This window comes from Chitinophaga alhagiae (genome assembly GCF_003568665.1).
Classification (GTDB): Bacteria; Bacteroidota; Bacteroidia; order Chitinophagales; family Chitinophagaceae; genus Chitinophaga; species Chitinophaga alhagiae.
In genome coordinates this window covers 1,814,244-1,830,543 of the sequence record NZ_QXMH01000001.1, presented here as the reverse complement: position 1 = coordinate 1,830,543, position 16,300 = coordinate 1,814,244, and the positions used below count along the sequence as shown (strand labels likewise).

General features: G+C 52.3%; 18 protein-coding genes. 12 read left to right on the top strand and 6 right to left on the bottom strand.

What is annotated here, in order from left to right:
• Nucleotides 1–17: 17 nt before the first annotated feature.
• Complete coding sequence (locus tag D3A97_RS07410) at nt 18–1,664, bottom strand: SulP family inorganic anion transporter (protein ID WP_119077743.1); 1,647 nt, start codon at nt 1,662–1,664, stop codon at nt 18–20.
• Nucleotides 1,665–1,874: 210 nt separating this feature from the next.
• Nucleotides 1,875–2,180 (bottom strand): hypothetical protein, encoded by a 306-nt coding sequence (locus D3A97_RS07405; protein ID WP_157986400.1) that lies wholly within the window; start codon nt 2,178–2,180, stop codon nt 1,875–1,877.
• A 376-nt stretch (nt 2,181–2,556) separates the two neighbouring features.
• On the opposite strand from D3A97_RS07405, the gene D3A97_RS07400 reads away from it, so the two are divergent.
• The 4 genes from D3A97_RS07400 to D3A97_RS07385 all read left to right on the top strand — a co-directional run bounded on the left by D3A97_RS07400 (nt 2,557) and on the right by D3A97_RS07385 (nt 7,929).
• Entirely contained in the window at nt 2,557–2,898 is a 342-nt protein-coding gene (locus D3A97_RS07400) for a PadR family transcriptional regulator (RefSeq protein WP_119077741.1), read from the top strand.
• Between the two features lie 39 nt (nt 2,899–2,937).
• On the top strand, nt 2,938–4,719 hold the full coding sequence (locus D3A97_RS07395; protein ID WP_119077740.1) for a PspC domain-containing protein: 1,782 nt from the start codon (nt 2,938–2,940) through the stop codon (nt 4,717–4,719).
• A 154-nt stretch (nt 4,720–4,873) separates the two neighbouring features.
• Nucleotides 4,874–7,000 carry a ferrous iron transport protein B gene (gene feoB / locus D3A97_RS07390; RefSeq protein ID WP_119077739.1) on the top strand — a complete coding sequence of 709 codons (2,127 nt, stop codon included), beginning with the start codon at nt 4,874–4,876 and terminating at the stop codon, nt 6,998–7,000.
• A 41-nt stretch (nt 7,001–7,041) separates the two neighbouring features.
• A complete protein-coding gene (locus tag D3A97_RS07385) occupies nt 7,042–7,929 on the top strand; it encodes a M28 family peptidase (RefSeq protein WP_119077738.1) in 888 nt (295 codons plus the stop codon).
• 47 nt (nt 7,930–7,976) lie between these two features.
• Here the strand turns inward: D3A97_RS07385 and D3A97_RS07380 are convergent, their stop codons facing one another.
• The 3 genes from D3A97_RS07380 to D3A97_RS07370 are packed head-to-tail and all read right to left on the bottom strand — an operon-like array spanning nt 7,977 to nt 10,524.
• Complete coding sequence (locus D3A97_RS07380; RefSeq protein ID WP_119077737.1) at nt 7,977–9,404, bottom strand: S41 family peptidase; 1,428 nt, start codon at nt 9,402–9,404, stop codon at nt 7,977–7,979.
• A gap of 33 nt (nt 9,405–9,437) precedes the next feature.
• Nucleotides 9,438–9,893 (bottom strand): carboxypeptidase-like regulatory domain-containing protein, encoded by a 456-nt coding sequence (locus tag D3A97_RS07375; RefSeq protein WP_119077736.1) that lies wholly within the window; start codon nt 9,891–9,893, stop codon nt 9,438–9,440.
• A 10-nt stretch (nt 9,894–9,903) separates the two neighbouring features.
• A complete protein-coding gene (locus tag D3A97_RS07370) occupies nt 9,904–10,524 on the bottom strand; it encodes a hypothetical protein (protein ID WP_119077735.1) in 621 nt (206 codons plus the stop codon).
• Between the two features lie 110 nt (nt 10,525–10,634).
• On the opposite strand from D3A97_RS07370, the gene paaA reads away from it, so the two are divergent.
• The 5 genes from paaA (at nt 10,635) to nadD (ending at nt 13,902) form a co-directional block, all read left to right on the top strand.
• Complete coding sequence (gene paaA, locus D3A97_RS07365; RefSeq protein WP_119077734.1) at nt 10,635–11,633, top strand: 1,2-phenylacetyl-CoA epoxidase subunit PaaA; 999 nt, start codon at nt 10,635–10,637, stop codon at nt 11,631–11,633.
• Between the two features lie 68 nt (nt 11,634–11,701).
• Nucleotides 11,702–12,079, top strand: coding sequence for a 1,2-phenylacetyl-CoA epoxidase subunit B (locus tag D3A97_RS07360; RefSeq protein WP_119077733.1), 378 nt, complete (start codon nt 11,702–11,704; stop codon nt 12,077–12,079).
• A complete protein-coding gene (gene paaC, locus D3A97_RS07355; RefSeq protein WP_119077732.1) occupies nt 12,076–12,831 on the top strand; it encodes a 1,2-phenylacetyl-CoA epoxidase subunit PaaC in 756 nt (251 codons plus the stop codon). Before D3A97_RS07360 ends, paaC begins: the two co-directional genes overlap by 4 nt.
• The gene (gene paaD, locus D3A97_RS07350) at nt 12,825–13,307 is read left to right on the top strand and encodes a 1,2-phenylacetyl-CoA epoxidase subunit PaaD (protein WP_119077731.1); all 483 of its coding nucleotides are present in this window, start codon (nt 12,825–12,827) and stop codon (nt 13,305–13,307) included. Before paaC ends, paaD begins: the two co-directional genes overlap by 7 nt.
• A gap of 22 nt (nt 13,308–13,329) precedes the next feature.
• Complete coding sequence (nadD, locus tag D3A97_RS07345) at nt 13,330–13,902, top strand: nicotinate (nicotinamide) nucleotide adenylyltransferase (protein ID WP_119077730.1); 573 nt, start codon at nt 13,330–13,332, stop codon at nt 13,900–13,902.
• 16 nt (nt 13,903–13,918) lie between these two features.
• Here the strand turns inward: nadD and D3A97_RS07340 are convergent, their stop codons facing one another.
• Nucleotides 13,919–14,998 carry an AI-2E family transporter gene (locus D3A97_RS07340; protein ID WP_119077729.1) on the bottom strand — a complete coding sequence of 360 codons (1,080 nt, stop codon included), beginning with the start codon at nt 14,996–14,998 and terminating at the stop codon, nt 13,919–13,921.
• A 225-nt stretch (nt 14,999–15,223) separates the two neighbouring features.
• On the opposite strand from D3A97_RS07340, the gene D3A97_RS07335 reads away from it, so the two are divergent.
• From D3A97_RS07335 to D3A97_RS07325, 3 genes are read left to right on the top strand one after another with little or no spacing between them, the layout of a single operon-like run.
• A complete protein-coding gene (locus D3A97_RS07335; protein ID WP_119077728.1) occupies nt 15,224–15,418 on the top strand; it encodes a YtxH domain-containing protein in 195 nt (64 codons plus the stop codon).
• Between the two features lie 34 nt (nt 15,419–15,452).
• The gene (locus tag D3A97_RS07330) at nt 15,453–15,878 is read left to right on the top strand and encodes a hypothetical protein (RefSeq protein WP_119077727.1); all 426 of its coding nucleotides are present in this window, start codon (nt 15,453–15,455) and stop codon (nt 15,876–15,878) included.
• A 56-nt stretch (nt 15,879–15,934) separates the two neighbouring features.
• Nucleotides 15,935–16,297, top strand: a complete 363-nt coding sequence (locus D3A97_RS07325) for a hypothetical protein (protein WP_119077726.1) — start codon at nt 15,935–15,937, stop codon at nt 16,295–16,297.
• Nucleotides 16,298–16,300: the final 3 nt, after the last annotated feature.

Below are 16,300 nucleotides of genomic sequence, written 5' to 3'. Positions count from 1 at the left end.
TCAGTTTAGTGGGTGATTTAATTCACAGTCAGTTCCTTCAGCAGGTCCTTGTGCGTGCCGTTGCTGACAACGCTTACCGGTTTTTCTTTTTCCTGCGATTCCAGAAAGACATGCTCCGTATTATTGATCTTGTATGCTTCTTTGAATCCTCTGAGCACAACTTTTATATTTTTTTGCGGCGCTTTGATCTGGGAAAATTCACGGATAATGTCCAGTACATCCTGATCTATATAAACCGTTTTACCGGCATCGATCACTACGGTCGTGTTTTCCGGGAGGCGGTCAAGCGTAAGCAGGATGTTGGCCTTGTTCAGAAAAGATACCTCCTGAGACAGTTCCAGTTTGATGAGGTCTCCCGTACGGTATTTTTCCCGGTGGAAGAAGTAGGGGCTTTTCAGGTTCCCCCACATAATGAACAGCACGCTGGTAGCCAGGCCTACGCCTACGCCAATCAGCAGGTCCGTGAAAACGATAACGGCTACCGTTACCACAAAGGGTACCCACTGGTATTTGCCTTTGGCAAACATTTGTTTGAATACCGTGGGTTTACAGAGCTTGTAACCGGTAACCAGCAGTACGGCCGCGAGGGTGGCCAGCGGTATCATGTTCAGCACGCCGGGTATCAGCGCAGCGCATACCAGCAGCAGCAGGCCGTGCGTAATGGCGGCGAGCTTGGTGCGGCCGCCCGCGTTAATATTGGCAGAAGAGCGTACAATTACCGACGTGATGGGAATACCGCCAATAAGGCCGCTGATCATGTTACCGATACCCTGGGCCTTCAACTCCTTGTTCGGGGGCGAATAGCGTTTCTGCGGGTCCAGCTTGTCTGTTGCTTCCAGGTTCAGCAGTGTTTCGAGAGATGCTACAATGGCAATGGTAGCGGCCACCGTCCACACGTTGCCGTTAGCCAGCTGGCTGAAGTCAGGGAAGGTGAACTGGCCTATAAAATCCCCGAAAGAATCTGCTACCGGCAGGGTTACCAGGTGGCTTTGCGCCAGCCCCAGCGGAGAACCCATGGCTACAAAAAGCTGGTTAAGCCCCACACCCACCAATACGGCCACCAGCGGCGCCGGAACCACCTTCAGCTTGGGGATCTTGGCCCAGTACAACAGAATGAGGATGGAAATGATGGTGATAATAACTGCCCCCAGGTGAATGTGGTTCAGCGTGCTCAACAGCGCGGAGAAAGTGTTCTCGCCGTCTGTTTGGATAAACGCAAAATCACCTTCCGCATCAGCATCGTACCCGAAAGCGTGCGGTATTTGCTTGAGAATGATGATAAGGCCAATGGCCGTGAGCATGCCCGTAATAACGTTAGACGGAAAGTAGTTGGCCACAGAGCCGGCTCTTACCAGCCCCAACACCAATTGTATGGCGCCGGCCAGCACTACGGCCAGCAGGAACGTTTCAAAAGCGCCGAGAGACATCACGGCAGACAGCACAATGGCCGTCAAACCGGCGGCGGGGCCGCTCACGCTCAACTGCGAGCCGCTTAACGCGCCTATTACAATGCCACCCACAATACCGGCAATCATCCCGGAAAACAGCGGCGCGCCTGAAGCCAGTGCAATACCCAAACATAACGGTACGGCAATCAGGAACACTACAAGGCCGGAAGACAGGTCTCCCTTAATATTTGAAAATATAGAAGTTTGCTTGTTCATAATGAACGATGGTTTATGATTACGGACAGGAAATGCAGCAGTCATGATGCATGTTGCCAAAGTGCCGGGACCAGCGCAACCCGCCGCATCCTGCCAGGAATGCCGCATGGCGCAAATCCGCTACAATAGCAGAAACCAGTGCGTAATGCTGATGTAGAATAAAAAAAGTCGGGAACGCGTCAGCTACCGTGGGCAGCCGCGCAGCAGTTATTAACCAAGGTGGTTGTTGGGAGGCGGGGTCTGTATTTCTTGTATGGGACTGGCCGGAATATCTTCCCGGTAGCCATAAGAGAAGTTGGTCAGGAACAGGTCCGGATTCATTTCTGTTTCGTAATCGGAGTAACGGTGGCAGTTGATATCACCATTGGAAAGCTTTGCGCCTTTCGAAGATGATGAAGATCCGTCAACGTGCTCTTCCACGATCTGATTATTAAACAGCAGTTTCCCTACTTCCTTTATAGGAAGTACCTGGATACACATCAGGCTCATGAGGAATATACTGAGTAACTTTTTCATCCGGTCTACAATATCCAAATTTTTTCTCAAGCAAAAGTAACCCCATGGATCAAAAAATCATACTTCCGTGCGTCAAAAAAATGTTAAATCGCTATACATCGCATTATAAACCTGTCAGTTACAGCAGTTTCTGGTGCTCATCCCTCCCTGTTACCGTTCATCACAATTCAAAAAACAGGCATTTAGCCCTCCAGAGCACACAAGAATATGTCAATCAATCAATTAGTTAAAATATGCAGTAATATTCAAAGCAAGTTATTTTGCATTGTTTGGTATTGTGTATTGCATAGTAGTAAATTTTCTCTACCTTTGAGTGGTGAAGATGATAAAATGATCATCTGCCGTTACAAAAAGATTTTTTAAAAGCTCACTTGCCATGAACATAGATAACACGCAATCACAGATGAGGAAGGGGGTGCTGGAGTTTTGCATCCTTTCTATCATCAAGCAAGGCGAGGCTTACCCTTCAGACATTATTGAAAAAATGAAAGAAGCAAAGCTGGACATCCTGGAAGGGACATTATATCCCCTGCTGACACGCCTTAAAAACGCGGAGCTGCTCACGTACCGCTGGGTAGAAAGCAGTTCTGGCCCCCCGCGCAAATATTTTTCCATGACGGAAAAAGGAGAAGCCTTTTACCTGGACCTGGAAGCTACCTGGAATGAACTGGCCAACGCCGTACACCAGCTCACGCAGCAAAACAATACCATCCAATAAAGCCATCCGGTTACCTAAAACCTAAATCAGTATTAGAAGATGAAAAAGATTATTAACATAAACCTGTCCAGTCGCCTGATCCCCATCGAGGACAGCGCCTACGAGATACTGCGGCAGTACCTTGACAGCCTGAAGCGGTATTTCTCGCAGGAGGAAGGAGCAGAAGAGATCGTAGGAGATATAGAGAGCCGTATTGCCGAAGTTTTCCAGGACAAGATCCGCAAAGGCGCGCATTGCATCACGGACGAAGACGTGCTGGCCATCAAAACTTCCATGGGCACGCCGGAGCAGTTTGAAGACGAGCCCCTGAACACCAACAGCGGCAAAACCGAGTCTGCCGGCGCTGAAAGCTACGCCAGGTACATCCGCCCGCGCAAACGTTTTTACCGGGATGGAGACAATAAAGTACTCGGTGGCGTATGTAGCGGCCTGGGCGCATATTTTAACGTAGACCCCGTAGTGTTCCGCATTCTTTTCGCCATCATGGCCATTGGCCTGTGGGGCGGCGGCATCCTGCTCTACTTCATTCTCTGGTTTGCTACACCCGAAGCCTCCACCGCTGCTGAAAAGCTGGAAATGCGGGGGGAGCGTGTAGACCTGAACAATATTAAAGCCACTGTTCAGGAAGAGATGAATTCCTTTCGTTCCAGGATGGAAAGGATGGGAGACGATGTAAAAAATTTTTCAGAGGGCCGCGGGAAACAGTTCGGTAAAGACGCCGGAACTGCGATAGAAAGCTTCTTCAGGGGACTGGCCAATGCCATCGCATTCATTGCAAAAGGCTTTTTTGTGTTCCTTGCTGTAGTGTTGCTTTTCATATCGGTGGTAGGCCTGATTGTGGCCGCTATCTTTTCCGCGGCCCTTTTCCCGATCAAAGACCTGGTTTTTGACGCCGGTACCCAAAGCATGCTGTTCTGGCCCGCGCTCACCCTGGTGATCGGCATCCCCATCCTGGCGCTTATCATGTTCCTGGTCAGGAAAATGGTGGGCATCCGCCAAACCAACAAATACGCAGGGTATACCCTGGGCTTCCTCTGGTTGCTGGGCGTAATTTTCAGCGTATGGCTGGCAGTGTCTGTTACCCGAGATTTCAGTGCCGGCCGCATATCCGAGCATGAAGACTTCCGGATCACCCAGCCTACTTCCGGCAAACTGGTGATCCGCAAGGCGGAAGACCTCTTTGAAATGGACGACCTGAACATTTTTGACGGTCACCTGCGCGTAGTAGATGATACGGCCATCATTGGCGATATCAGCCTGGACGTCAGGAGGAGCCCTACAGACAGCTTTGCCGTGCGGATAGAAAAAAGCTCCCGCGGCAGAACAGTAGCGCAAGCTAAAATGCTGGCCCGCGAAATAGAATACCACCTCCAGCAACGGGATTCCGTGCTGCTCATTCCATCCGGGTTCTCCATTCCCCGTAACTCCCTCTACCGCAACCAGCGCATCGAGATCACCGTGCTGGTGCCCGTTGGCAAGAGCATTGTGGTAGACCGCGAGGCCCGGAACCACTTCCACTTCAGGCGCAACTGGCGTAACGAATGGTGGGATGACAGGGATAACGAGTGGGACAATAATGACCAGATCGATGTGAAAATGAATGAAGACGGCTGGGAAAGAAAGGTGCCGCAGGAAGAGCAGAAAGCCAGATCGGAGCAAGACTCACTGCACCAGCATTACCGTTACAAAGGCCCGGAGCAGCCGTCTACCACCCCGGTAGAAGACAGCTCCGAGAAAGAGAAAAAGCAGAGCGGCAGCACTACCGCCGTGCGCCTGGCTTCTTTCCTCTTTGAAAGCACCTTTAGCAACATAGCGCAATAAATCGTCACAATAAGTTTAGTTTCAATGTATTACCAGGCCGCGGTCTCCACCGCGGTCTTTTTCGTGTTGTAACTTAATTTTCCCGATCCGATCATTCCGGTACCCTTATTATTGCTAGTTTTGCATATTCAAAAATTCAGGAGATCAGATAAGGATGAAGGTACCAATTAATATAGCACTGGTAGGCAATCCGAACAGTGGTAAAAGCTCTCTTTTTAATGCACTCACGGGTTTGAATCAGAAAGTCAGCAACTTTCCGGGTGTAACGGTAGATAAAAAAACCGGTAGCGCCCGTATATCCCCCCAACTGGAAGCCAATATCATTGACCTGCCCGGTACCTACAGCCTGTATCCTAAAAGTGCGGACGAATTTGTGACCTATGACGTGCTCCTGAACCCTACCGGCGCAGACCGGCCGGACATGGTGCTGATCATTGCCGATGCCTCCAACCTCAAACGCAACCTGCTTTTCTGCTCCCAGATCATAGACCTGAAAATGCCCGTGATCATTGGCCTTACCATGATGGACCTGGCCAAGAAAAAAGGCGTGGAAATAGATCTGGCCGGGCTGGAGCGGGAGCTGGGCGTACCAGTGGTGGCCATCAATCCCCGAAAGAACAAGGGCCTTCCGGCACTGAAAAAGAACATAGAGCTGATTGCGCAGGAAAAATTTGGCGCGCCGGCCAGGGATTTTATCGAGAACCATGCGCTGGCGCCCGCCGTTGTAGACGATGTTAACCGCCTTTTCCCCGTCAGCAGCGATTATGCCGCCCTGCACGTAGCCGTGAACCATGACGAGCTGAACTTTCTGGGGAAAGAGAAACAGGCCGCCATCCGCGGCGTATTGCAACAGCACGCGTTTAACAAAACCAAGGTGCAGGGAGACGAGATCATGCAGCGGTATGCCCGCATTAAACAGATCATGCATGGCACCGTGGTGGAAACAGACCCCCTGCAAAAACAGTTGCAAACCGAGCGCATAGATAATGTGCTGCTGCACCGCTTTTGGGGGTATGCCATTCTGCTGGCCGTTCTCTTCCTGCTGTTCCAGAGCATTTTCTGGATAGCCTCCTACCCTATGGACCTCATAGACGGGGGCTTTGCCTCCTTCAGCGGCTGGCTCTCCGAAGTACTGCCTGATAACAAGATCAGCGATATTTTCATTAACGGCATCATTGCGGGCCTGGGCGGCATTGCCGTGTTCATTCCGCAGATCATGATACTGTTCGGCCTCATTACCGTGCTGGAAGACACCGGCTACATGGCGCGCATCAGTTTTCTGACAGACCGGCTCATGCGCCAGGTGGGGCTCAACGGAAAATCTGTGATGCCCCTCATCAGCGGCGTGGCCTGCGCCGTACCGGCCATTATGGCGGCGCGTAACATTGAGAACAGGAAGGAGCGCCTGATCACTATCATGATCACTCCGCTCATGAGCTGCTCCGCCCGCCTGCCCATTTACACCATCATGATCGCCCTGGTCATTCCAGACAGGAATGTGCTCGGTTTCCTGAACCTGCAGGGGCTGGTGATGATGGGGCTCTACCTGATGGGGTTCTTCATGGCCGTACTGGTGGCGGCAGTAATGAAGCTGTTCGTAAAGATCAGGGAGAAAAGCTACTTTATTATGGAGCTGCCCGTTTACCGCGCGCCGCGCTGGAAAAACGTGGGCACCACCATGATAGAAAAAGCGAAGATCTTTGTGACAGACGCGGGCAAGGTGATCATGGTGATCTCCATCATACTCTGGTTCCTGGCCTCTTACGGCCCCTCCCGCCCCATGGAAGCGGTACACGCCAAATACGAGCAGCTGCAGGCGCAAACTACAGACAGCATACAACTGGCCGAGCTGGACAAACAGTTCCAGTCGGAAAAACTCGGCGCTTCCTACGCCGGTATATTGGGTCATGCTATTGAACCGGTAGTAGAGCCGCTGGGCTTTGACTGGAAAATAGGCATTGCCCTCATCACCTCTTTTGCCGCGCGCGAAGTGTTTGTGGGTACTATGGCCACCTTGTACAGTGTGGGCGAGGCCGATGAAACAGACGCTACCCTGCGCGAAAAAATGGAATCTGCCACGCGCATAGACGGTACGCCGGTATATAATCTGGCCACCGGCCTTTCCCTTATGATCTTTTACGCCTTTGCCATGCAGTGCATGAGTACGCTGGCCATTGTAAAAAGGGAAACCAAGAGCTGGAAGTACCCCGTTATCCAGTTTGTGTATATGACGGCCCTGGCTTACATCTGCAGCCTTATTGTGTACCAGCTGTTCAAATAGCCGCTTAAAAGCAGAATGCTTATTTTTGGGAAAAGCCCGGCATGAAAAAACTGCTTTGCGGCATTAGCTGCCTTATCTCCCTTTCGGCATTTGCCCAGCTGGATTCCGTGCAGCTGATGAAAGATGTGGAAACACTTGCTGCAAACAAGATGGAAGGCCGTAAGACCGGTACGCGCGGTAACCGCATGGCCCAGTTTTACCTGCTTGACCGCTTTTCCCGGATCCCCCTGCAAACATTCAGCAATACATTTGAGCAACCTTTTTATTTCACCCGCGGCGGCCAGCGTATTATGGGTACTAACCTGTACGGCTATGTGAAAGGGCAGGTAGACAGTTTCATGGTGATCTCCGCCCACTATGACCATGTGGGCACCGGCAAGCCCAATGCGGCGGGAGACAGTATCTATAACGGCGCTGACGATAATGCATCAGGCGTGGCGGCATTGCTGGCCATTGCGAAATATTATGCAACCCGTTCCCCGAAATACAACCTCATTTTTGCCGCCTTTGACGCGGAAGAAATGGGCCTGCAGGGCGCTAAGGCTTTTGTTGCCCGGCCGCCTGTTCCGTTAGGCCGCATAGTGGCCAACCTGAACATGGACATGGTAAGCCATAATGACAAGGACCAACTGTACGTATGCGGTACCGCCCATTACCCGCAGCTGGAAAAATATGTAACGGCGGCCGCCGCCCGGAGTGGCATCAGCCTGCCGCTGGGCCATGACCGGGAGGCAGACGGCCACCAGAACTGGACCAGCCAGAGTGACCATTATGAGTTTCACAAGGTCAACATCCCATTCCTGTATTTCGGCGTGGAAGACCACCCGGATTATCATCAGCCTTCAGATGAGTTCAGCCGCATCAACCCGCGGTTTTTTTACCAGGCCGCGCAAAGCATACTGGATGTGGTGAAAGCGATGAATGAATAAAAAAAGCGGCGCAGGCCGCTTTTTTTATTACTATGTTATCAATATACTCACTGCCCCGGTTTCTGTTCAATCAACTGGTTAGCATAAGCCCGTCTCTGCTGGGAGGCGCCTACTTTCCGCAAGGTGCTGCGTGCCGGTGCCTGTACCTGCGCCATACGCGCCGGCGCCACGCCCAGAATATGCGTGAGGGCCGCATACAGCATCGGCTCTTTGACATCTCCCAGCACGCCCATCCGGAAACCCTCTTTTAATACCTGCTGGGGCGGAAAACCGTTGGTGTAGTCTGAATTGCCTTCGGAGTTGAAGGCCTTGGTAACAATAGGCTGCAGGCCCCACGAGTTGCGGCGGTCATTGCGGGCATAGATGGTCCATGAACCTACGTTTTTGCCATAAGTGGTATCCCCGATCAGGTAGACCTGCATGTACGGCCGCAGGCCGTTGACCAGCAGCTCGCTGGCAGAAGCAGTGGTACTGCTGGTGAGCACAACAAAGTGCTGTAGCTGGTTGCCGATGTTGTTGCTTTTTGGGGTGAATTTTTCAACAAGGAAATCAGCGCCATAGTCTTTAACGATCTCGTCTTCAATGGCCTTGTTGTATTCCCGCCGGTAAAACACCTTGCCGGGGCTGAACCCTTTAATGATGTTGCTGCCCAGGTTAAGCATGGAACGGGAGTCTCCGCCGGGGTTATAACGCAGGTCCAGCACAAGGTCTGTAATGCCTTTGGCCTTGAAACGGCCAAACACGGCGTCCATCTGGTTATCATACAGCAGGGAAGAATCCCCTTTGTCTGGCGTAAAAAAGTTGTACATGAAGTACCCTATTTTTTTGCCATTGATCTCGTATACGGAATCCAGGTATACGGGGTTTTCCGCGTATTCCTGCACGGTGAGCTGTATAGGATTGCCGGGCGCGGTAGAGCTGTCCCGCCCGTCCGCACCGGGAATGATCTTGGAAATGCGCAGGGTGTGGTTCTGCTCCAGCGCGCTGAGAAACACGTCTACATCCGCGCCGGAAGCGTAGGTGTACTCTTTGCCGTTAATGGCCCAGAACACGTCTCCCCGTTTTAGCCCGGCGGCCTCCGCGGGGGAGCTCCGTTTTACATACTGGATCTGTGCGCCCAGCTTGGACTGGTCAAACAAAAACAGGGTGACGCTGTAACCCGCCTCCTTCACTACGCCGTTGAGGGAAGACACCAGCGTTCTGTAATCCGGCACGATCCAGGAGAACCGGTCATCCGGCCGGTTCAGCAAGCCGTAGAAAAAGGTTTCGGGGTCCTGGCTGCGGTCAGGGCTGGCGGGGAGCTTGTCTGTCCAGAAATAATCAGACTTCATGCTCTGGTAGATCCAGTCGTTTACATACTGGTTATTGTCCGGCGTAACCGGATCAGATGGCGCGTCTTTCTTTTTGCAGGAAAAGAGCGCCACTCCTGTGGCGGCGCAAAGCAGGTACCGGAGCGCGGCAGAACTTTTTTTCATACTGTCAGTCTATATTTTTCCGCTAGGGAGTAATTATTCTTTTTGCAATGTAACGGTTATTACGCCATCAGGGCGCTTGAAAATATTCCTGGTTTCCCGACGGTAGCCCTTGCGGCTAACGGTAAGGGTGGAGCCGGTTTTGAGCGCGGCTATCCGGAAGCGGCCCCGCCGGTCTGTTTTTACGGCCTTCTGCCCGCCATCGGGCTTTATTTTGACACGGCGCAGCGGCTGGCCCTGGTTGTTCGTTACCATGCCCTGTACGTCAAACAGCTCCTCTTCCAGCGTTACCAGTATGATCCGTTTGCCGCCGGCATGCATGATACCGGCCGCCCTGGCCCCCTGCAGCACATCCATCTTTTTGATCTTCAACCCGGCCATGTCCGCGGAATCCGCCACCTTGCCGTTAATGATGTACAGCGATCTGTTGTTTTCCTGTGCCTGTGCCGCGCAACAGGCCAGTAGCAGCCATAATATTAAAAACGGTTTCATATTTAAATTATTATATGCCGTACCCGGCGGGCTTTACGCCTTCGGCCAGCAGCGCCTGCCTGATGCGGTTGCGCCATTCTGCCTGCCGGGCGGCGTTCTGACCGCTGTGTACCTCATCGTCAAACTGCTCCTGCAGCCGGTTCATTTCCCGGAAAGACTCCAGGTATTCGTACTGGATGCGGCTGTCATGATCTTCCATGGTCAGCGGCAAACTGACGATCTTTTTTCTGAAACGCTCGGCCACCAGCCGCGTAATGTCAAAATGGATCTGCTCATGCTCCAGCGTGTGGTAGCTGGGCGGCATGGTGCGCGTCCAGGAGGCGCTTTTTACCCAGAACACCTGCAGTACCAGCCTGATTTCCAACGTGTCCCTGAAACGGCGGGTACCACCGTCAAAGGCAAAACTGGTGAAGCTGACGGCTTCACTTTTACTGCCCGGGCGGGCTTTCCCGCGGTAATCTCTCGCCTCCACGGTGCGCTGGTGGTAAAACAGCGTGTCCGAGCGTTCATCTTCCGGCCGGCTGTCTTCTACAAACACCACTTTCACTACTTCCTGCCCTGCTGTTGGGCGAAGCGTGGTATCTGGGCCGGTATGGCACAAACTCATCAGTGAAAAAAGCGGGAAAAGCATCCATTATAAAGTTCGGAAATTCCCCGGAAATAGTGCATCGGCGGGCCGGGGCCGGAATTGGGCAGAAGCGCAAAAATCCGTAATTTACAGTAACCAAAACAATCAGTTCCATGTACGGCGGCGGATACATTTTTGACGAGCCCAATAAACGGCAGTTAAAGGACGAGCAATTACATGACGACCCGGAGAAACTGGCTGCATTTGAAGCACGCATAGCCCGGGGGGAGAAAATTGAGCCCGGAGACTGGATGCCTTCCGAATACAGGCGGCAGCTTATCCGCCTCATAGAACAGCATGCTCATTCAGAGATCATTGGCGCCCTGCCGGAGGGCACATGGATTACGCGCGCGCCCGGCTTCAAGCGGAAACTGGCGCTCATTGCCAAGGTGCAGGACGAGATAGGCCACGGGCAACTTTTATATAACGCCGCGGAAACGCTCGGCAAAAGCCGGGAAGCCATGATCAATGACCTGCTCAGCGGCAAATCCAAATATTCCAACGTATTTAATTACCCTGCAGAAACCTGGGCAGACGTAACGGTGATCGGCTTTCTGATTGATGCCGCCGCCATTGTGAACCAGGTGGCCAATGCCAAAGGGTCTTACGGCCCGTATTGCCGCGCGCTGGAGCGCATTTGTTACGAGGAGAGCTTTCACCTCAAACAGGGGCACGATGCTTTTATAGAACTGGCCACCGGTACGCCCGCGCAACGCGCCATGTTGCAGGATGCCCTCAACCGCTGGTGGCAGCCCATCATGCATTTCTTTGGCCCGCCAGACAAGAGTTCCGTACACAGTGAAAAACTGATGCAATGGAAAGTGAAAATGGCCAGCAACGATGAAATGCGCAACCAGTTCCTGGACACGTACGTGCCTAAAATATGGGAGCTGGGCCTCAGCCTGCCAGATCCGGCCCTGCGCAAAAATGACAGTACCGGCAAGTGGGAGTTTTCGGATCCGGACTGGGAGCTGTTCAAAAAAGTGATCAACGGCGGCGGCCCCTGCAACAAGGAAAGGCTGAACGTGCGCAAGTGGGCGGAAGAACATGGGCGCTGGGTGCGGAAGGCGCTGATGCACCCCGGGGAGAAGATAACCGCGCCTGCTGCGTAACCAGGAAAAAGAAACGGCAAAAGGAACATGTCGCCCGATATGCCCACAGCATAAAAAGACTACCTGCAATGGAAAACAACCAATCATTAGACCCACGCGTAAACCGCCTGCAGTTAAGCATTTCAGGTGACCCGGTAGTAGTGCGTGACGGGGAGAACTGGAATGTGTTTGAAGTATTTCACCAGGAAAAACGGGGCGCCCATCACGAACATGTGGGCTGCGTGCATGCCCCCAACGCACAACTGGCGCTGGTGTTTGCCAAGGAACAATTCGGGCGCCGCAAGAAGTGTGTGAACCTCTGGGTGGTGCGTAGCGCAGACATACTGGCCTTCAACACGGAAGATGAAGACATGTTTGCCAACAACCTGGAAAAAACCTACCGGGACGCCAGCGGTTTCAAGGTAATGGAAAAGATCAACCGCTACAAAAAATCAGGAAAGGAATGAGCCATGCTATCAACAACCTGCTTACCGCCATGGCAGATGACGCCCTGATACAGGGCCACCGCAACTCGGAATGGACGGGCCTGGGGCCGGTCATGGAAGAAGACATCGCTTTTTCTTCCATGGCGCAAGACAAGATAGGCCATGCCTGGGCATTGTACCGCATATTGCAGGAAGACCTGGGTGGTAGCGACCCTGACCACTTTGCTTTTTTGCGCAATGAAAAAGATTACCGCTGCTGCCACCTGGCAGAGCAGCCGAACGGGGAATATGACTTCAGCCTGCTGCGGCATTTTTTGTTTGACCATGCGGAAGCCGTACGGTACGGCCGGCTGGAACAAAGCACCTTTGCCCCCCTGCAACCGCTGGCCCGCAAGCTGAAAGGAGAGATCAAGTACCATCTGCTGCACGCCAATGCCTGGGTTTCACAACTTTGCCGGGCCGGAGACGAAAGCTATGCCCGCATGCAGGCGGCGCTCAACCGCTGCTTCCCGCTGGCGCTGGGGTTGTTTGAGCCGCAGGAAGGAGAGGAAGAGCTGATGGCCGCCGGCGTATATCCCGGGGAAAAAGCGCTGCAGGCAGAGTGGCTGGACCGTATTTACAATATTCTCTCCCCGGCAGGGCTCAACCTGCCCGGCGTGGAGGCTGTAACGCCCGCCTACGGCGGCCGCCGGGGATATCACACGGAATACCTGCAGCCCCTGCTGGACGAAATGGGGGCCGTATTCCGTACAGACCCGGAGGCCATATGGTAAACAGGGAACAGATCTACAAAGCGCTGGAGCAGGTGATGGACCCGGAAATACCGGTGCTGAACGTGCTGGACCTGGGCATGATCACTACCGTGGAACCGGCGGCAGACGCCGTGCTGGTAAAAATGATACCTACCTTTGCCGCCTGCCCCGCCGTGGAGATCATTCGCCGCAATATTGTCACCGTGCTGGAAAAGGAGCTGCATGTACCTGTTACGGTTGAAATAGACAGGGTGGCGCACTGGAGCAGCAACCGCATGACGCCCGAAGCGCGGGAGAAGCTGCTGAACTTCGGCATAGCGCCGCCGCAGGTGCATAACGGAGAGGCCTACTCGGAAATATTGCTGCAAACACCCTGCCCGCACTGCCACAGCAGAAATACGTACCTCCGCTCGCCATTCGGCTCCACGCTATGCCGGGCCATCCATTTCTGTAAAGACTGCGGGCAGGTGTTTGAGCATTTCAAGCCGCTGGAGTAACATTTTCTTGTATCTTGCCGCCATGAAAATCGGATTATATTTCGGCTCTTTCAACCCTATACATACCGGGCACCTGATCATAGCCAGCTTCATGGCTTATCATACGGACCTGGACAAGGTATGGCTGGTGGTATCACCCCATAACCCGTTGAAAGCCTCTTCCAGCCTGCTCAATGAGCACCATCGCTTCCACCTGGCGGAAATGGCCGTGCAGGACGAGCCGCGGCTGCGGGTGAGCAATATAGAGTTCTCCCTCCCCCGTCCTTCTTTCACTATAGATACGCTTACGTACATGACGGAGAAGTTCCCTACCCAGCAGTTTGTGGTGATCATGGGCAGTGACAGTTTTCAGAACATTCCCCGCTGGAAAAACTATGAGCAGTTGCTGGCCAACTATGAGATCTACATCTATAACCGCCCGGGCCATGAGGTAAAAGATACCTACGGCGGCAAGGTAACGGTGGTAGACGCCCCTATGCTGGACATTTCTTCCAGCAACATCCGCAAATGGATACAGGAAGGTAAGTCTGTCCGCTACATGGTACCTGACACTGTTTGGAAATACGTGGCGGAAAACAATTACTACAAGGGTTGAGCAACAAAATGTGGAATTATTCCCCCGGTTGTTGTTTCATTTTCTTTTCCTTGGCGTGATGGGTCTTTACGATCTTCACCTCCCGCTTTTTCACGAGATATTCGTTGGAATAGATGCGGATGAGCACAATGAAAAGGGAGATGAGCAGCGGCCCGAAGATCAGTCCGATAAAACCGAACAGGCTCACCCCGATAATAACGCCAAAAATGGTGATAAGCGGGTGTACATCCCCGATCCTTCTGGCCAGCAGCATCCGGAAGAGGTTGTCTGACGTGCCTACTACACCAAAGCCATAAGCCAGTACGGCAATGCCCTGCCATGTTTCTCCGGCGCTGAGCATATACAGTCCCATGGGCACATACACCGCGGCCGCCCCAATAATGGGCAGCATGGCGGTAAACGAAGTTACCACAAACCAGAAAACAGCCTCCGGCACCCCAAAAATAAGATAGCCGATAAGGGAAACCACGCCCTGGATCAATGCGATGAGGGGTATGCCGATGGCGTTGCTGACTACCATGTTCTTCATTTCTTTTCCCAGCAACTCCACGTTCTCGTCTTTGAGAGGAATATACTCGTATAGCGCTTCCTCCATTTCCCGGGCATTTACCAGCATAAAATAGAGGATGAAATACATGATGGCCACGGCCGTGAGGGTGTTGAAAGTGGCGCCCACAAAGCCTGGCAGTACGTTGGTAATATACTCCTGCAGCTTGTGCAGGCGGTCATCCGTCATCAGGTCTATGCCCATACTTTCCTGCAGGCGGGCATTGATGGCTTCAATGCCTTTTATCAGTTCAGAGGAGTGGGTGATGGCATATGTTACCTTGGCCGTAAGCATGTTTACCAGCATGCTGATAGGAAGCAGGATGATGAGGAAAGAAAGCACCATGACAAGCGCCGCCGCCCAGTTCTTGCGCCATTTGCGCACTTCCACCAACCTGAACATGGCCCGCCGCGAAAGCACGTACAGGGTTACAGCCCCCAGGAAGCCGGGGAAAAAGGCGTACAGCTCCTTGAATAGCAAAATGCCCAGGAAGGCGATGATCAGCAGGAAGACGATCTGTTTGAGGCGTTCATTGTCCAGGTAGCTCATAGCGGTAATTTGGTAATGGATTCAAACCTACGTGATTTCTGAAAGATCACAAAGTATGCCATTAGGTCAGGGAAATGAGGCTCACAGGGTATTATATGGCCGTTTTTTCCATTATTGGCATCATTTGAACAATTATGGAACAAAGTTTGTAACCATTATTGCGGAGCAGGAAACACCCCGTACTCCCTTGAACCCGAATCTTTCACATTTTAAAAACTCTAAACTATGAGCAGAAGTTCAAAAGCGGTGGTATCTTTTATTGTAGGGGCCGCTGTAGGCGTAGCTGTTGGCTACTTTCTCAACTCAGACAAGAAAGACGAGCTGGTAGAAAAGCTGCGGTACCAGACCGGCAAGTTGAAAGATAAATTCCGTGCTAAAAAGCAGCAATTCGAAGATGCTATAGAAAATGAATTAACTTAAAGGTTACATTGAGCATCTTTTTAAATTCACTTGCATGGAAGATAATTTTTCCAACTATTTTTCAGAGACGGGCAAGGTGGCCAGGAATTACCTGGAAACCCGCCTTGATCTGATCAAGTTACAGGCGGCCGGAAAGCTGTCTAAAGCGCTGGGTTTGTTCTTTTCGCTGATAATGGCTTTCCTGCTGTTCTTTTTTGTGATTGTTTTCCTGGGAATGGTAGTTGGCTTCTGGATCGGGGAAATGACGAACAGTTTTGCCATTGGTTTTTCCTGCGCGGCAGGTTTTTTCGTGATCCTTTTCATCGTCATCATCCTCTTCCGCAAAAGCCTCATACAGCGCCCCCTGGCCAATTTGCTGGCGGCGGAGCTGGTAGAGGAAATTGAGGAAATGGATGAGCGCAGGGAAGAAAAGAAGGAAATGCGGAGAGAAGAAAAGGAAAGACAACAGGCTGCCGGGTAACGGCGGGCCGCAACCATAAAATGATACCTTGATGATCTATTCATACACACCTTCTCATGCCTAAAGTCAAAGTAAAAAACATGGAGCAGCTGGATGTGGAGATCCAGCGCCTGCAGGAAAAAACACGCCGTCTTGAAAACGAGTTGGGAGAAAGGCTGGATTACCTGAAGGGCAATTACAGGTCCATGGCCATGAACACCGTAGTGCCCGGTATTGCTAATAGCGGCGTAATGGGCATTGTAGGCGGCATTGCAAAAACCGCCTGGAAAAGCGGTGCGGCAAAATCAGTGCTAACGTCTGCGCTGATGACGGCTATAGAGTTTATTGGCGTACGCCTGGGCATTAAATTGTTCAATAACATACGCGGCAAGCGCCACCGCAGGAAAGCAGCGAAGCAGCAACAGGGAGGCGCGGATTGACGC

Coding starts and splice junctions, on each gene's coding strand:
- feoB (WP_119077739.1), top strand. CDS start 4,874: ATGAAGGTACCAATTAATATAGCACTGGTAGGCAATCCGAACAGTGGT.
- D3A97_RS07385 (WP_119077738.1), top strand. CDS start 7,042: ATGAAAAAACTGCTTTGCGGCATTAGCTGCCTTATCTCCCTTTCGGCA.
- D3A97_RS07380 (WP_119077737.1), bottom strand. CDS start 9,404: ATGAAAAAAAGTTCTGCCGCGCTCCGGTACCTGCTTTGCGCCGCCACA.
- D3A97_RS07395 (WP_119077740.1), top strand. CDS start 2,938: ATGAAAAAGATTATTAACATAAACCTGTCCAGTCGCCTGATCCCCATC.
- D3A97_RS07410 (WP_119077743.1), bottom strand. CDS start 1,664: ATGAACAAGCAAACTTCTATATTTTCAAATATTAAGGGAGACCTGTCT.
- nadD (WP_119077730.1), top strand. CDS start 13,330: ATGAAAATCGGATTATATTTCGGCTCTTTCAACCCTATACATACCGGG.
- D3A97_RS07370 (WP_119077735.1), bottom strand. CDS start 10,524: ATGCTTTTCCCGCTTTTTTCACTGATGAGTTTGTGCCATACCGGCCCA.
- paaC (WP_119077732.1), top strand. CDS start 12,076: ATGAGCCATGCTATCAACAACCTGCTTACCGCCATGGCAGATGACGCC.
- D3A97_RS07340 (WP_119077729.1), bottom strand. CDS start 14,998: ATGAGCTACCTGGACAATGAACGCCTCAAACAGATCGTCTTCCTGCTG.
- D3A97_RS07405 (WP_157986400.1), bottom strand. CDS start 2,180: ATGAAAAAGTTACTCAGTATATTCCTCATGAGCCTGATGTGTATCCAG.
- D3A97_RS07325 (WP_119077726.1), top strand. CDS start 15,935: ATGCCTAAAGTCAAAGTAAAAAACATGGAGCAGCTGGATGTGGAGATC.
- D3A97_RS07360 (WP_119077733.1), top strand. CDS start 11,702: ATGGAAAACAACCAATCATTAGACCCACGCGTAAACCGCCTGCAGTTA.
- paaD (WP_119077731.1), top strand. CDS start 12,825: ATGGTAAACAGGGAACAGATCTACAAAGCGCTGGAGCAGGTGATGGAC.
- paaA (WP_119077734.1), top strand. CDS start 10,635: ATGTACGGCGGCGGATACATTTTTGACGAGCCCAATAAACGGCAGTTA.
- D3A97_RS07400 (WP_119077741.1), top strand. CDS start 2,557: ATGAACATAGATAACACGCAATCACAGATGAGGAAGGGGGTGCTGGAG.
- D3A97_RS07335 (WP_119077728.1), top strand. CDS start 15,224: ATGAGCAGAAGTTCAAAAGCGGTGGTATCTTTTATTGTAGGGGCCGCT.
- D3A97_RS07330 (WP_119077727.1), top strand. CDS start 15,453: ATGGAAGATAATTTTTCCAACTATTTTTCAGAGACGGGCAAGGTGGCC.
- D3A97_RS07375 (WP_119077736.1), bottom strand. CDS start 9,893: ATGAAACCGTTTTTAATATTATGGCTGCTACTGGCCTGTTGCGCGGCA.